At 59.3% G+C, this 14,941-nt stretch carries 15 protein-coding genes; 8 read left to right on the top strand and 7 right to left on the bottom strand.

Annotated elements, in window-relative coordinates; translation table 11 throughout:
- Genes ATY80_RS12495 through uvrA form a run of 3 tightly spaced genes read right to left on the bottom strand, consistent with a single transcriptional unit; the run spans nucleotide 1 to nucleotide 4,208 of the window.
- Nucleotides 1-807, bottom strand: a complete 807-nt coding sequence (locus tag ATY80_RS12495) for a DUF72 domain-containing protein (RefSeq protein WP_088692740.1) — start codon at nucleotides 805-807, stop codon at nucleotides 1-3.
- Nucleotides 808-822: 15 nt separating this feature from the next.
- Nucleotides 823-1,287, bottom strand: a complete 465-nt coding sequence (locus ATY80_RS12490) for a GNAT family N-acetyltransferase (protein ID WP_088692739.1) — start codon at nucleotides 1,285-1,287, stop codon at nucleotides 823-825.
- A complete protein-coding gene (gene uvrA, locus ATY80_RS12485) occupies nucleotides 1,284-4,208 on the bottom strand; it encodes an excinuclease ABC subunit UvrA (protein ID WP_088692822.1) in 2,925 nt (974 codons plus the stop codon). Before uvrA ends, ATY80_RS12490 begins: the two co-directional genes overlap by 4 nt.
- A 250-nt stretch (nucleotides 4,209-4,458) precedes the next feature.
- On the opposite strand from uvrA, the gene ATY80_RS12480 reads away from it, so the two are divergent.
- A complete protein-coding gene (locus tag ATY80_RS12480) occupies nucleotides 4,459-4,989 on the top strand; it encodes a single-stranded DNA-binding protein (protein ID WP_088692738.1) in 531 nt (176 codons plus the stop codon).
- A 130-nt stretch (nucleotides 4,990-5,119) separates the two neighbouring features.
- Here the strand turns inward: ATY80_RS12480 and ATY80_RS12475 are convergent, their stop codons facing one another.
- A complete protein-coding gene (locus ATY80_RS12475) occupies nucleotides 5,120-5,761 on the bottom strand; it encodes a MarC family protein (protein ID WP_088692737.1) in 642 nt (213 codons plus the stop codon).
- 226 nt (nucleotides 5,762-5,987) lie between these two features.
- Between ATY80_RS12475 and gyrA the strand changes: the two genes are divergently transcribed.
- Together gyrA and ATY80_RS12465 are read left to right on the top strand one after the other, a co-directional pair.
- On the top strand, nucleotides 5,988-8,771 hold the full coding sequence (gene gyrA, locus ATY80_RS12470) for a DNA gyrase subunit A (protein ID WP_088692736.1): 2,784 nt from the start codon (nucleotides 5,988-5,990) through the stop codon (nucleotides 8,769-8,771).
- Nucleotides 8,772-8,877: 106 nt separating this feature from the next.
- Entirely contained in the window at nucleotides 8,878-9,393 is a 516-nt protein-coding gene (locus tag ATY80_RS12465; RefSeq protein ID WP_088692735.1) for a GNAT family N-acetyltransferase, read from the top strand.
- Between the two features lie 100 nt (nucleotides 9,394-9,493).
- On the opposite strand, the gene ATY80_RS30010 is transcribed toward ATY80_RS12465, so the two are convergent.
- Both ATY80_RS30010 and ATY80_RS12460 read right to left on the bottom strand, forming a co-directional pair.
- Nucleotides 9,494-9,628, bottom strand: a complete 135-nt coding sequence (locus tag ATY80_RS30010) for a hypothetical protein (protein WP_280950678.1) — start codon at nucleotides 9,626-9,628, stop codon at nucleotides 9,494-9,496.
- Between the two features lie 276 nt (nucleotides 9,629-9,904).
- Entirely contained in the window at nucleotides 9,905-10,126 is a 222-nt protein-coding gene (locus tag ATY80_RS12460) for a hypothetical protein (protein WP_088692734.1), read from the bottom strand.
- Nucleotides 10,127-10,308: 182 nt separating this feature from the next.
- Here ATY80_RS12460 and coaD point away from each other — a divergent pair, with 182 nt between their 5' ends.
- The 5 genes from coaD (at nucleotide 10,309) to tgt (ending at nucleotide 14,223) form a co-directional block, all read left to right on the top strand.
- Nucleotides 10,309-10,803, top strand: coding sequence for a pantetheine-phosphate adenylyltransferase (coaD, locus tag ATY80_RS12455; RefSeq protein WP_088692733.1), 495 nt, complete (start codon nucleotides 10,309-10,311; stop codon nucleotides 10,801-10,803).
- A gap of 28 nt (nucleotides 10,804-10,831) precedes the next feature.
- Nucleotides 10,832-11,401 carry a peptidylprolyl isomerase gene (locus ATY80_RS12450; protein WP_088692732.1) on the top strand — a complete coding sequence of 190 codons (570 nt, stop codon included), beginning with the start codon at nucleotides 10,832-10,834 and terminating at the stop codon, nucleotides 11,399-11,401.
- Between the two features lie 26 nt (nucleotides 11,402-11,427).
- On the top strand, nucleotides 11,428-11,937 hold the full coding sequence (locus ATY80_RS12445) for a peptidylprolyl isomerase (protein WP_018855049.1): 510 nt from the start codon (nucleotides 11,428-11,430) through the stop codon (nucleotides 11,935-11,937).
- 72 nt (nucleotides 11,938-12,009) lie between these two features.
- Nucleotides 12,010-13,092: a tRNA preQ1(34) S-adenosylmethionine ribosyltransferase-isomerase QueA gene (gene queA / locus ATY80_RS12440; RefSeq protein WP_088692731.1), complete on the top strand. Its 1,083-nt coding sequence runs from the start codon at nucleotides 12,010-12,012 to the stop codon at nucleotides 13,090-13,092.
- Complete coding sequence (gene tgt / locus ATY80_RS12435; protein WP_088692730.1) at nucleotides 13,093-14,223, top strand: tRNA guanosine(34) transglycosylase Tgt; 1,131 nt, start codon at nucleotides 13,093-13,095, stop codon at nucleotides 14,221-14,223. It abuts the gene before it with no gap.
- A gap of 48 nt (nucleotides 14,224-14,271) precedes the next feature.
- On the opposite strand, the gene ATY80_RS12430 is transcribed toward tgt, so the two are convergent.
- Nucleotides 14,272-14,700: a DUF4864 domain-containing protein gene (locus ATY80_RS12430; RefSeq protein WP_088692729.1), complete on the bottom strand. Its 429-nt coding sequence runs from the start codon at nucleotides 14,698-14,700 to the stop codon at nucleotides 14,272-14,274.
- Nucleotides 14,701-14,941 lie beyond the last annotated feature (241 nt).

The following is a 14,941-nucleotide window of genomic DNA, read 5'->3' as shown; positions in this document are numbered from 1 at the left end:
CTATCGCGACACCGCTTCTTGTAGTGCCATGGCCCCGAAGGGCGCATTGACTTTGCCTTCGTGAATCATGAAGGCAAAGATGTCCCGCGGCTCGGTGGCAACCTTGCGATCGCCATCGATCAGAGGCAGATCGCCGGGAACCTTGCCATCCGCCCAGGTTTCGAGGCGCGCGGCCCAGGCCTTCAAATCGCCCGGCGTATAACAGGTCTTGATCTCATCCGAGCCCTTCTGGAGACGCGCATACACGAAATCGGTCGTCACATCGGCGATCATCGGGTAGTCGAAATGCTCGGCGCAAACTGGCGCAACGCCGTATTTCGCAAGCAATGCTATGAATTCCGGCACCTTGAACGAGTCGTGACGCACCTCGACGACGTGTTTAAGAGACAAGCTATCCTGCTTGTCGGGCAGCAACTTGAGGAAGCCCTCGAAGTCATCCGGATCGAACTTCTTCGTCGGCGCGAACTGCCAAAGGATTGGTCCCAGGTGCGGACCGAGCTCCGTCAGACCCTGGGTGAGAAAACGCTCCATCGACTCGCCAGCCTCGGCCAACACGCGGCGATTGGTGACAAAGCGACTGGCCTTGAGTGAAAAGATAAATCCATCCGGCACATCCGCCGCCCATTTGGCGAAGGTTTCCGGCTTCTGCGAGCTGTAATAGGTGCCGTTGATCTCAATGACCTTCAGTTTCCGGCTTGCATAATGCAGTTCGTCCTTCTGCTTCAGATCTCCAGGGTAGAAATGATCCCGCCATGCCTCGAAGGTCCAACCGCCGATGCCGACGCGAATGTTGCCGGATTTCGCCATTTCTTCCTCCTCTGATTATATCTGGCCGCTGACCGGCTTTGCCATGTCGACGATCACCCATCCTGGCCTATGCGGATTTTCGCGACGACCTGTTTCCTGAAAGCCAAACGCTCGATAGAGCGCAATATTCCGTTCCATGCGCGCGTTGGTATAGAGACGAACTTCCGGAAGCCTCCATTCACGCGCAATCTCCTCCACCCATCTCAGAATTGCGAGGCCGTGACCACTGCCCTGGAATCTCGGGGAAACAGCAATGCTGACGAGCATCACATGATCAGGATGCCGTTCAACGACGGCTAAACCGGCAAGCTCGCCATGCACCTCCCGCAACCAGACCTCGCCGCGACCAATGCGCGGCGCGTAGTCCTCGGTTACAGGGATCGGCGGGCGTCCAAGGAGACGCGTGTATGGGGCATAGGCTTTAGTGGTCAGCGCTTCGACCGCCTGCAGATCATCGGGCGACGCCGCTCTCAGCATCACTCGGCTGCCGCCACGGCTTTTCGAGCAGGGCGCCTCTCAAGCAATTCCTTCAGGAACTGCCCGGTATAGGACCGCTTCTCCTTGACGATCGTCTCCGGCGTACCGACCGCGACAATCTCGCCGCCGCCATCACCGCCTTCCGGACCGAAATCGAGAATCCAGTCCGCGGTCTTGATAACCTCGAGATTGTGCTCGATGACGACGACCGAATTGCCCTGATTGACCAGCTCCTGCAGCATTTCCAAGAGCTTGGCGACGTCGTGGAAATGCAGGCCGGTCGTCGGCTCGTCCAAGATATAGAGCGTCCGGCCGGTCGATCGTTTGGACAATTCCTTTGCCAGCTTGACGCGCTGCGCCTCGCCACCCGACAGCGTATTCGCCTGCTGTCCGACCTTGATGTAGCCGAGGCCGACATCTTTCAACGCCTGCAGCTTGTCACGCACAGCCGGGACGGCAGCGAAGAAGTCAACGCCTTCCTCGACGGTCATGTCGAGCACGTCGGCAATCGACTTGTGCTTGAATGTAACGTCCAGCGTCTCCCTGTTATAGCGCTTGCCATGGCAGACGTCGCAGGTGACGTAGACATCAGGCAGGAAGTGCATCTCGATCTTGATGACGCCGTCGCCTTGGCAGGCCTCGCAGCGTCCTCCCTTGACGTTGAACGAGAAGCGTCCCGGTTGGTAGCCGCGCGCCTTCGCTTCCGGCAGACCGGCGAACCAGTCGCGGATCGGAGTGAATGCGCCGGTATAGGTCGCCGGGTTGGAACGCGGCGTACGACCGATCGGCGACTGATCAATATCGATGACCTTGTCGATATGCTCGAAACCGTCGATGCGGTCGTGATCGGCGGGAATTTCGCGCGCTCCCATGACGCGCCGGGCGGCCGATTTATACAGCGTCTCGATCAGGAACGTGGACTTTCCGCCGCCTGATACGCCAGTGACCGCCGTAAAGACGCCAAGCGGGATGGAGGCAGTGACGTTCTTCAGATTGTTACCGCGGGCACCGACGACCTTGATCTCCTTGCCCTTCTTTGGCTTGCGCCGCTCGTCAGGAACCGGGACACCCAGCTCGCCGGACAAATATTTTCCGGTCAGCGACTTCGGGTTTGCCATGATTTCCCGTGGTGTGCCGTGGGCAATCACTTGGCCACCATGGATGCCGGCCGCCGGACCGATGTCGACGACGTCATCGGCCGTCAAGATCGCGTCCTCGTCATGCTCGACCACAATCACCGTGTTGCCGATATCGCGAAGGTGCTTCAGCGTATCGAGCAGGCGAGCGTTATCGCGCTGGTGCAGGCCGATCGACGGCTCGTCGAGGACATACAACACACCGGTCAGACCGGAACCGATCTGCGACGCCAACCGGATACGCTGACTCTCGCCGCCCGACAGGGTGCCGGAGTTTCGCGACAGACTGAGGTAGTCCAGGCCGACGTCATTGAGGAAGCGCAGGCGGTCGCGGATCTCCTTGAGAATGCGAACAGCAATCTCGTTCTGCTTGGCGCTCAGTGATTGCGGCAGGACCTCGAACCAGTCACGGGCGACGCGGATCGACATATCGGTCACCTGGCCGATATGCAGCGTGTTGATCTTGACGGCCAGTGCCTCCGGCTTCAGGCGATAGCCGCCGCAAGACGGGCAGGGGGCGGCCGACATATAGCGCTCGATTTCCTCGCGCGCCCAGGCGGAATCCGTCTCCTTCCAGCGGCGCTCGAGGTTGGTGATGATGCCTTCGAAATTCTTGTGCGTCGTGTAGGACCGCGCACCATCGGCATAATGGAACTCGATCTTCTCGTCGGTGCCATTCAGGATCACGTCCTTGGCCTGTTCCGACAGGTCGTTCCAACGGGCGCCGAGCTTGAAGCCGTAGTGCTTGCCGAGGGCTTCAAGTGTCTGGTTGTAATAAGGAGAAGTCGACTTTGCCCAAGGTGCAATGGCGCCATCGCGCAGCGTGCGCTCAGGCTCTGGCACGATCAAGTTGGCGTCAATCTTCTGCTGGGCGCCGAGGCCGTCGCAGGTCGGGCAGGCGCCGGCTGGATTGTTGAACGAAAAAAGTCGCGGCTCGATCTCGGGAATGGTGAAGCCCGACACCGGGCAGGCGAACTTTTCCGAAAAGAGAACGCGTTCGTGCGTTTCGTTGAGCGATTTGTTGGCAGAGCCGCCGGCGGCAGTTTCTTCCGGCGGCAGCGGCTTGTCAGCGAATTCCGCAACCGCCAGGCCGTCGGCAAGCTTGAGCGAGGTCTCGAAGCTGTCGGCAAGGCGCGAAGCCATGTCCGGCCGCACGACAATGCGGTCGACCACGACGTCGATGTCGTGCTTGTATTTCTTATCGAGAGCCGGCACGTCGGCGATCTCGTAGAACTGACCGTCAACCTTGACGCGCTGGAAGCCCTTTTTCATCAGGTCCGCCAGTTCCTTCTTGTACTCGCCTTTACGTCCACGCACGAGCGGCGCGAGAATGTAGAGACGGGTGCCATCTCCGAACTCCAGTACGCGATCGACCATCTGGCTGACCGTCTGGCTCTCGATCGGCAGGCCCGTCGCCGGCGAATAAGGCACGCCAACGCGGGCAAAGAGCAGGCGCATGTAGTCGTAGATCTCGGTCACCGTGCCGACCGTCGAGCGCGGGTTGCGCGAGGTCGTTTTCTGCTCGATCGAAATCGCAGGTGACAGGCCGTCGATCTGGTCGACGTCGGGCTTCTGCATCATTTCAAGGAACTGGCGCGCATAGGCCGAAAGGCTTTCGACATAGCGCCGCTGCCCTTCGGCATAGATCGTGTCGAAGGCAAGCGACGATTTGCCGGACCCTGAAAGGCCGGTCATGACGATGAGTTTATTTCGAGGCAGATCGAGATCGATGCCCTTCAAATTGTGCTCGCGCGCGCCGCGGATAGAAATCGTCTTCAGTTCGCTCATCGTCTTCTGCTTCTGTGCTGGAACAAGCCCCTTATTTAGTGATGCCGGCTGGCGAGTCGAGGCTGAATGTCCGTCTGCTGCAAAGGTTTTCGATTCGGTTGACAGGATCATAGGGATAAACTAGAACAAATAAAGAACAAAATTCCTTGTGGATGAACCGGCGATGGACACGCATCGCCGGCGCTCTATGGTTTAAGGTGGACCGATTGGTTCAAGCGCCGCCGGGCAGGGCGGCAGGTAAGGTGAAAGTATGGCTGGCAGCGTAAACAAGGTAATTCTGATCGGGAACGTGGGCGCCGACCCCGAAATCCGGCGAACCCAGGATGGCCGGCCGATCGCCAATCTCCGCATCGCGACGTCCGAGACCTGGCGTGACCGCAACTCCGGTGAACGCCGCGAGAAGACGGAATGGCATACGGTCGTGGTCTTCAACGAAGGCCTCTGCAAGGTCGTCGAACAGTATGTGAAGAAGGGCGCTAAGCTCTACATCGAAGGTGCGCTGCAGACCCGCAAGTGGCAGGATCAGAACGGCCAGGACCGCTATTCGACGGAAGTCGTTCTGCAGGGCTTCGGCTCGACGCTGACGATGCTCGACGGTCGCGGAGAGGGCGGAGGCTCCAGCTTTGGCGGCGGTCGCGGCAGCAATGCCGGCGGTGGCGATTTCGGTGGCGGCGGCGGCTACGGCGACGACTACGGTGCGCCCTCGCAATCATCTGGCCGCAGCAGCGGTGGTAGCGGTGGAAACTTCTCGCGCGATCTCGATGACGACATCCCGTTCTGATCGCAGACTATCCTCCGTACATGAATTGGACGGCGCGCCGCGAGGTGTGCCGTTTGCTTTTCAAGCTCAGGGGCTTGGAGATCCCGCGCTTACCGCGACGGAAGCCATTGCAGGCAACCGGCTTTTTGATTTAGCCAACCGGCATCGTGACGAGGGCAGACTTCAAACCGTCGACAACGAACTGCGTGGCGAGCGCTGCCAGGATGACGCCGAGAAGGCGCGTCAGAATTGCGCGCCCTGTTACGCCAAGGAAGCGATCGAGTCTTTCGGCGATGAGCAGCGAGAGAAACAGCAGCAGCAGGCTCAATGCGATGACAATGATCAATTGCGCCCGCTCAAGCGAAGCCTGCATCGACCCAGCAATCAGGATCGTCGCCGAAATGGCGCCTGGACCGGCGATCAGAGGGATCGCCAACGGAAAGACCGAGATATTATGGATGTGATCGACGGTGATCGCGGCCGTGCTCGTCTTCTCCTTACGGTCCTGCCGCTTCTCGAATACCATTTCAAAGGCGATCCAGAATAATAGAAGACCGCCGGCTATGCGGAAGGCGCCGATCGAAATTCCGAGCACGCCGAGCACACTGGCTCCGAACAGGGCGAAGGCGGCAAGAATGACAAAGGCGATAATCGAGCCGCGTAGCGCCACCTGTTTTCTCTGGCTGCGGCTCATACCGGTCGTGAGCCCAAGAAAGAGCGGAGCAAGACCAGGCGGATCGATCGTGACAAGCAGCGTCGTGAAGGCGTTGATCAGTTGGTCGACGCTTGCCATTGTCTCTCCGTGAGCCCATATAAACACTTGGTTTTTGGGCGATTGTGATGCGGAGCGATCAATTTGGCAAATGGTGTTATCCGGGTGGTGTAAATAACCGCCACCGAGGCTCCCGTTGCCCTCATAAGACCGCAAAAGTCTGTTCAAAACCCCTGCCAAAATTAGCGTAGGAACAGGCTTTCCGCTATAAATCTTCAAGTGATTCTAGAAGAGATCGTGATCTGTTTTGACTGAGCAAACACCCCCCGGCGGCGGGAAGCTCCCGCCAGGCATCGAGCCCATCTCCATCATGGAGGAAATGCAGCGGTCGTACCTCGATTACGCGATGAGCGTTATCGTCAGCCGCGCGCTGCCTGATGTGCGCGACGGCCTGAAGCCCGTGCACCGGCGCATCCTTTACGGCATGTCCGAACTCGGCATCGACTGGAACAAGAAATACGTCAAATGCGCCCGCGTTACCGGGGATGTGATGGGTAAATACCATCCGCACGGCAATGCGGCGATCTACGACGCGCTGGCGCGTATGGCACAAGAGTGGTCGCTCCGACTGCCGCTGATCGACGGCCAGGGCAACTTCGGCTCCGTCGACGGTGATCCGCCGGCGGCCGAACGCTACACCGAGTGCCGCCTGCAGAAGGCCGCGCATTCGCTGCTCGACGATCTCGACAAGGAAACGGTTGACTTCCGCGACAACTATGACGGCACACTCTCCGAGCCTGTCGTCGTTCCCGCCAAGTTCCCAAACCTGCTGGTGAACGGGGCAGGCGGCATTGCCGTCGGTATGGCGACCAACATCCCGCCGCACAATCTGTCCGAAGTCATCGACGGCTGCATTGCGCTGATCGACAATCCGGCGATCGAGCTGCCTGACATCATGCAGATCATACCGGGCCCGGACTTCCCGACCGGCGCCAAGATCCTTGGTCGCGCCGGCATTCGCTCGGCCTACGAGACAGGTCGTGGCTCCGTGATCATGCGCGGTGTCGCCACCATCGAGCCGATGCGCGGCGATCGCGAACAGATCATCATCACCGAGATCCCGTATCAGGTGAACAAGTCGACGATGATCGAAAAGATGGCCGAACTGGTACGCGACAAGCGTATCGAAGGCATCTCCGACCTGCGCGATGAATCTGACCGCCAGGGCTATCGTGTCGTCGTTGAATTGAAGCGCGACGCCAATGCCGACGTCATCCTGAACCAGCTTTATCGCTACACGCCGCTGCAGACCTCCTTTGGCTGCAACATAGTGGCACTGAATGGCGGCAAGCCGGAACAGTTGACGCTGCTCGACATGCTGCGTGCCTTCGTCTCCTTCCGCGAGGAAGTCGTTAGCCGGAGAACGAAATTCCTGCTGCGCAAGGCGCGCGAACGCGCTCACGTCTTGGTTGGCCTCGCGATTGCTGTTGCGAATATCGACGAAGTCATCCGCGTTATCCGCCAGGCGCCAGATCCGCAGTCTGCCCGTGAAGAACTGATGACGCGCCGCTGGCCGGCATCCGACGTCGAAAGCCTGATCCGCCTGATCGACGACCCGCGTCACCGCATCAACGAGGACCTGACGTATAACCTCTCGGAAGAGCAGGCGCGCGCCATCCTCGAACTGCGTCTGGCCCGCCTGACCGCTCTCGGCCGTGACGAAATCGGCGACGAACTCAACAAGATAGGCGAAGAGATTAAGGATTATCTTGAAATCCTGTCGTCACGTATCCGCATCCAGACGATCGTCAAGGAGGAGCTTGCCGCCGTTCGCGATGAATTCGGCACGCCGCGCCGCACCGAGATCATGGATGGCGGCCTTGAGATGGACGATGAGGATCTCATCGCCCGCGAAGACATGGTCGTGACCGTCTCGCATCTCGGCTACATCAAGCGCGTACCGCTGACGACCTATCGCGCCCAGCGCCGCGGCGGCAAGGGCCGCTCCGGCATGACCACGCGCGACGAAGATTTTGTTAGCCAGCTATTTGTTCTCAACACGCATACACCGGTTTTGTTCTTCTCGTCGCGCGGCATCGTCTACAAGGAAAAGGTCTATCGCCTGCCAATTGGCACACCGACCGCGCGCGGCAAGGCGCTCATCAACATGCTGCCGCTGGACCCCGGCGAACGCATCACGACGATCCTGCCGTTGCCGGAGGATGAGGATAGCTGGGACAAGCTCGACGTAATGTTCTCGACGACGCGCGGAACGGTTCGCCGCAATAAGCTTTCCGACTTCGTCCAGGTCAACCGCAACGGCAAGATCGCGATGAAGCTCGAGGAGGAGGGCGATGAAATCCTCTCCGTCGAGACCTGCACCGAGCACGACGATGTACTTCTGACGACAGCGCTCGGCCAGTGCATCCGCTTCCCGGTCGACGATGTCCGCGTCTTTGCGGGCCGTAACTCGATCGGCGTTCGCGGCATCAATCTCGGCGATGGCGACCGCATTATCTCGATGACGATCGTCGGGCATGTGAACGCTGACCCATGGGAGCGCGCTGCCTATCTGAAGCGGGCCGCAAGCGAGCGGCGCCTTACGACAGGTGACGCAGAGGAAATCTCGCTCGTCGGCGAGGAAGTCGCCGAGGAAGGTCAGCTGAGTGACGAACGCTATGAGGAACTGAAGGCACGTGAGCAATATGTCCTGACGGTTTCGGAAAAGGGCTTCGGCAAGCGTTCCTCGTCTTACGATTTCCGGATTTCGGGCCGCGGCGGCAAGGGCATTCGCGCCACAGATACGTCGAAGACGGCGGAGATCGGCGAACTCGTCGCTGCTTTCCCGGTCAACGACGGCGACCAGATCATGCTGGTTTCCGATGGCGGCCAACTGATCCGCGTTCCAGTGGGCGGCATTCGCATCGCGAGCCGTGCAACGAAGGGCGTCACCATTTTCTCGACGGCAAAGGACGAGAAGGTTGTATCCGTCGAGCGCATCAGCGAGCCGGAGGAAGAGGCAGAAGACGTTGCCGGGAATGGCGACGACATTGTCGCGACCCCGGAAGGCGCGCCCGATCCGGAAGCTTGATGTTCTGACGTTTTGATCTTGAAAACCGGGCAACTGCCCGGTTTTCTTTTTTGAGCTTCTCGGAACGTTTGAGGCGCGGATAGCGCGCAGTCGAAGGAGGACCAGATTGATCCGGATTCTCGGTATTGATGACGTTGCAATCTTTAAAGCCATTCGGCTGGAGGCATTGCGAACCGAACCGGCAGCCTTTGCCAGCAGCGCCGAAGACTGGGAGGCGCTGTCAGACGACGAATGGCGCAAGCGATTGGTTGAAGGGCCGGTATTTGCGGCCTTCAAGCGCGGCGATCCGATTGGCATCATGGGGCTGAGCAGACAACGTGCTAGCAAGATGGCGCACCGTGCGACGCTAATCATGGTCTATGTGCGTGGCAGCGAAAGGGCCGGAGGCCACGCCAAGGAACTACTGGAGGCAACCGTAGCCTATGCGCGTAAGAACGGAATTCGGCAGCTGGAGCTCGCGGTCAGTGCCGAGAACACGGCCGCCAGACGATTTTATGAACGCGAAGGTTTCCACGAGGCCGGGCGCATTCCCGGCGGCTTCATCCATAACAGCAGGGAAATCGATGATGTCATCATGGTTCGGCGCATCAACGATCAAGAGAATGTCGGTTCGCGCCGTTGAGCGACAGTTACCAGTATCATCTTCAGGCATGAGAAAGGCCGGACGACATGGTCATCCGGCCTTGAGTGGTCAAAACGAATTCCCAGAATAGCGGCAGCGGCTAGAACCAACTGTGCTTTCCATCGACCTTCTTTACCTCTTCGTTTTCATGGCGAAGGGCGGCGATAGTGGATGCCACGGACACGACAAACATGATGCTGATAAGGGCGGTTAGCACTGTTAGTATCGTGAACATGAGCAATCCTCCTGGGCTTTGCGTTCACGTTCCTTAGTACTGGCTCATAACCGCCGTACGAGCGGACGCATAGGGGCCATATACCTTGGACGCATCTCCTTTGTGATCGTAGAGCGCGACTGTCGCTGCAAGCATACCGGTCATCATTACCATCCAGACAGCATTAATCATGGTAATCTTATTGGGCATATTTTCTTCCTTGTGCGGCGTATCGCGTTACGCTGGTTGAGTGAACGCATCCGTGCGAAAATGGTTCCAGGGGTATTGACCGGTCGTTTACCAAGGCCGATCTGAAGCGACTTTGAATACACCGTTCATCTGGCGTTCAGAATTCTTAATCGGTTTAAACCCCACGTTTCCTGCTGCACGCACGATTGCGTGGTGTTCCCGGACGCTTGGCCGAACCCAGCTTGCATCCTGGATATCCCGCACGTAACCGTAGAGAAATTCGGCAAGCAGCGAAGCGATGACAGCGATTGCAACAAGGATGATCAGCATGAACGTTTTCCGGGGAGGGACCGATGCCGGAATGACATCGGCGGTTGACGCTCTCCTTTATAGACATGCGGCCTGAAGCCGCCTTGAATGGCGCATTCATCAGCCGTTCAGCGAACGGGTAAATGACTTGCGGGCGGCCCTTATCCATGACAAAAGGTCGTCGAAACAAACGGCTAGGCCAGATGACGACAGCTTTTTATCCGGGGTCGTTCGACCCGATCACCAACGGACATCTGGATGTTCTTATCCAGGCACTGAGCGTTGCATCCAAGGTTATTGTCGCGATCGGCATCCATCCCGGCAAGACGCCGCTCTTTTCCTTCGACGAGAAGGCGGATCTCATTCGTCGGTCGTTGGCGAAAGCGCTGCCTGAAAAGGCGGGCGATATCTCGGTTGTGGCCTTCGACAATCTCGTCGTCGACGCGGCGCGCTCCCATGGAGCGACGCTTCTCATCCGCGGCCTCAGGGACGGCACCGATCTCGACTATGAAATGCAGATGGCCGGGATGAACCGCCAGATGGCGCCCGACATTCAAACGATCTTTCTGCCCGCCGGAACGGCCTCACGGCCCATAACCGCCACATTGGTCCGGCAAATCGCTACCATGGGAGGCGATGTCAGCGCCTTTGTGCCGGCTGCCGTCTTGAAAGCCCTTCAATCCAAGCGCAAATCCTAGGCGATTTTCTCGCCGCAACGGAGCCAACATGAAACTTTTCTCTCTCGCCTTTGCAGCCGTGCTTTCCCTTGCCTCGTTCGGCGGCAGCGCATTCGCACAGTCAGGCAACACGCTGACGATCCAGCTGAAGGACGGTCCGGTCGTGATCCAGCTTATGCCCGAAGTCGCACCGAAGCATGTTGCCCAGATCGAAGCGCTCGCCAAGAAGGGCGCGTATGACAACGTCGCCTTCCATCGCGTTATCGAAGGCTTCATGGCGCAGACCGGGGACGTGAAGTTTGGCAACATGGAAAAGGGTTTCGATGCGAGCCGTGCCGGAACCGGTGGCTCCGACCTGCCTGACCTGCCGGCAGAATTTTCGAAGACGCCTTTTGTTCGCGGAACGGTCGGCATGGCCCGCTCGCAGGATCCGAACTCGGCGAATTCGCAGTTCTTCATCATGTTCGCTGACGGCTCGTTCCTCAATGGCCAGTATACGGTCGTCGGCAAGGTCGTCTCCGGTATGGAGAATGTCGACAAGATCAAGCGCGGCGAAGGCCAGAACGGCGAAGTCAGCAATCCCGACCGGATGATCAAGGTCACCGTCGGAAGCAAGTAAGTTTCAAGACAAGTAGGAGAAGAAGAATGGCCGAGATCAAGGATCCCGAAAACACCATCATCCTGGAAACCACCAAGGGCAAGGTTGTCATCCAGCTGCTGCCGGAAGTGGCACCGGAACACGTCGCCCGCATCAAGGAACTCGCTCGCGAGAAGGCCTATGACAACGTTGTATTCCATCGTGTCATCAACGATTTCATGGCGCAGACCGGCGACGTGAAGTTCGGCAAGAAGGGCGGCGAGAGCTTCAACCCGAGCCGCGCCGGCATGGGCGGTTCCGAAAAGCCTGACCTCAAGGCTGAATTCTCGGCAGTCAGCCACGTTCGCGGCACCTGCTCGATGGCCCGCTCGCAGAACCCGAACTCGGCCAACTCGCAGTTCTTCATCTGCTTCACGGATGCTCCCTGGCTGAACAAGCAGTACTCCGTCTGGGGCCAGGTCATCGAAGGCATGGACAACGTCGACAAGATCAAGAAGGGCGAGCCGGTTGTCGATCCGGACTCGATCGTCTCGATGCGGGTTGCCGCTGACGTCTGATTGTGATTTCTGCTGAAACCCGCCCCTTGCGCGAAAGCGTGGGGCGGGTTTCGCTTTGCCCGGACTTGAGTAATGCGCGTAGACCTCTTTGATTTCGACCTGCCGGATGAACGGATCGCACTGCGGCCAGCCGAGCCGCGCGATAGCGCACGTCTGCTCGTCGTCGATCCAGCCGGCGAAGTACAGCTATCCGACCATCGGGTCAGCGATCTGCCTGATTTCCTGAGGGCAGGGGACGCGCTTGTCTTCAACGACACCAAGGTGATCCCGGCGCAGCTCGAGGGTATCCGTCATCGCGAAGGCGCCGGTGGTCAGCAGGTTTCGGCGACGTTGCACATGCGCGTTGGTGCAAGCCGCTGGAAGGCCTTCGCCAAGCCCGGCAAGCGCATCAAGATCGGCGATCGTATCTCGTTCGGCCACGACGGTAGCAGCTGCCTTCTCGGGAAACTTGAATGCACGGTCGAAGAAAAGGGCGAGGGCGGAGAAGTCACGCTTGCCTTCGATCTTTCCGGACCGATGCTCGACGAGGCCATCCATTCCGTCGGCCATATTCCGCTACCGCCCTACATCGCCGCGAAACGCGCTGAGGACGAGCGCGACCGCGCCGACTACCAGACGATTTATGCCCGCGAGGAGGGTGCCGTCGCTGCCCCGACGGCCGGGCTTCACTTCACGCCTGATCTTTTCGAAGCCATCGACAAGGCGGGTGTCGGGCGGCATTTCGTGACGCTGCATGTCGGTGCGGGCACCTTCCTGCCTGTGAAGGCCGACGACACCGACGATCACAAGATGCATCTCGAGAGCGGCTATGTCAGCGCCGAGACGGCGGCGAGCCTCAATGCCGTCAAGGCGAGGGGCGGGCGCATCATCTGCGTCGGTACGACTTCATTGCGGCTGATCGAAAGTGCCGCGCAGGAGAACGGCGAGATTCGCGCCTGGGCCGGTGCCACCGGCATCTTCATCACGCCGGGCTACAGCTTCAAGGCGGTTGACATGCTCATGACGAACTTCCATTTGCCTCGCTCGACACTGTTCATGCTCGTTTCGGCCTTCGCGGGCTTCGAGACGATGCACGCAGCCTACCAGCACGCGATTTCGACGGGCTACCGCTTCTATTCTTATGGCGATTCCAGCCTTCTTTTCCGGAAAGACTAAATGACCGAGAACTTTCAGTTCACTCTCAAGAAGACAGACGCCGGTGCGCGGCTGGGCGAAGTCTCGATGCCGCGCGGCACGATCCGCACGCCGGCCTTCATGCCCGTTGGTACCGTCGGCACGGTCAAGGCGATGTATCTCGACCAGGTTCGTGAAACGGGCGCCGATATCATCCTCGGCAATACCTACCATCTCATGCTGCGCCCGACGGCCGAACGTGTTGCGCGCCTCGGCGGCCTGCACAAGCTAATCCGCTGGGAGCATCCGATCCTGACCGATTCCGGCGGGTTCCAGGTGATGTCGCTCTCTGGCCTCCGCAAGCTCGACGAACAGGGCGTGACTTTCAAGTCGCATGTCGACGGCAGCCTGCATCACATGTCTCCGGAGCGCTCGATCGAGATCCAGGGATTGCTCGATTCAGACATTCAGATGCAGCTCGACGAATGCGTGGCACTTCCGGCGGAACCGCGCGAGATCGAGCGCGCCATGGAGCTTTCGTTGCGCTGGGCGGAGCGATGCAAGGTCGCCTTCGGCGATCAGCCGGGCAAGGCGATGTTCGGCATTGTGCAGGGCGGGGATGTGCCCGCGCTGCGCATCCGGTCAGCCGCAGCACTGACCGATCTCGACCTCAAGGGCTATGCCGTTGGCGGTCTCGCTGTCGGCGAGCCGCAAGACGTCATGCTGAAGATGCTTGAAGAGACGCTGCCGGTTCTTCCTACGGAGAAACCGCGATACCTCATGGGCGTCGGTACGCCTGACGATATCCTGAAGTCCGTCGCTCGCGGTATCGATATGTTCGACTGCGTCATGCCGACCCGCTCCGGCCGGCACGGGCTTGCGTTCACCCGGCGAGGTAAGGTCAACATCCGCAACGCCCGTCACGCCGAGGACATGCGGCCGCTCGACGAACAGTCGAACTGCCCAGCCTCGCGCGGCTACTCGCGTGCCTACCTGCATCACCTCGTACGTGCCAATGAGGCGCTCGGTGGGATGCTTCTTTCCTGGCATAATCTTGCCTATTATCAGGAACTGATGCAGGGCATCCGCAAGGCGATAGCCGAGGGACGCTTCGCCGATTTCATGGCCGAGACCATGGAGGAATGGGGGAGGGGCGACCTGGAGCCCATCTAAGGGCAACTAGCGAGGGGCGGTGCACTGCGAATCCCGCCTGCCCGCCACTCAGATGCCCTTGCTTGCGGTATTCGGCACGATCTGGACGCCGTTGATCTTGTAGCTCCCGTCAGGTTGACGGGCCACCTGATAGATCGCGGTCCAGTCTTTGCCGTCACGGCCTGATATCAGTACCTCGTGATAGATCATCGCGCCATTGTCGATCGAGCGGCTGCGCCCGAAGGCATAGTTGCCAGGGTGATAGACCGGCCCGTAGCTCTTCTTGACCATGGCGAAGAAGACGTTCTTGTCTGGATAGATCGCCTTGATCCCGGGTGCGGCAAAGGAATAGGCCGTATCAACGTCGTCGTTCAGGAACGCTTTGATCTGCGCCTCGATCATCGTGCGCGTCGTGTCGATCGGATCTTCGGCGCGAGCGGTCGCGAGCAAAACGAAGGACGCGACACACAGAATGAAAACTGCGAGAAAGGCGCGCATGGCAACGGCTCCGACTGTCCCAGGGGATTGTAGGGCAGTCTACGCACAAAGAAAGGGTGTAGATTAGCGAGCTCTTTCCACCTTGTCCGATCTTCTGTGGCGGAGAAGTTGGGTTGTGAGTTCATGCTGAACCGCGACTTGCGGGCTTGGTCAAGCTAACCTGCATACCGCATCTGGGCGAGCAGTTTCTTGCGGAAGACCTCTGCGGGCGTTCGATAGCCAAGACATTTGCGTGGCGTAT

It is taken from the genome of Rhizobium sp. R711 (assembly GCF_002211365.1).
Taxonomy (GTDB): domain Bacteria; phylum Pseudomonadota; class Alphaproteobacteria; order Rhizobiales; family Rhizobiaceae; genus Rhizobium.
Note: the sequence above shows the minus strand (reverse complement) of the source record. Positions and strands in the feature narration are given on the sequence as shown.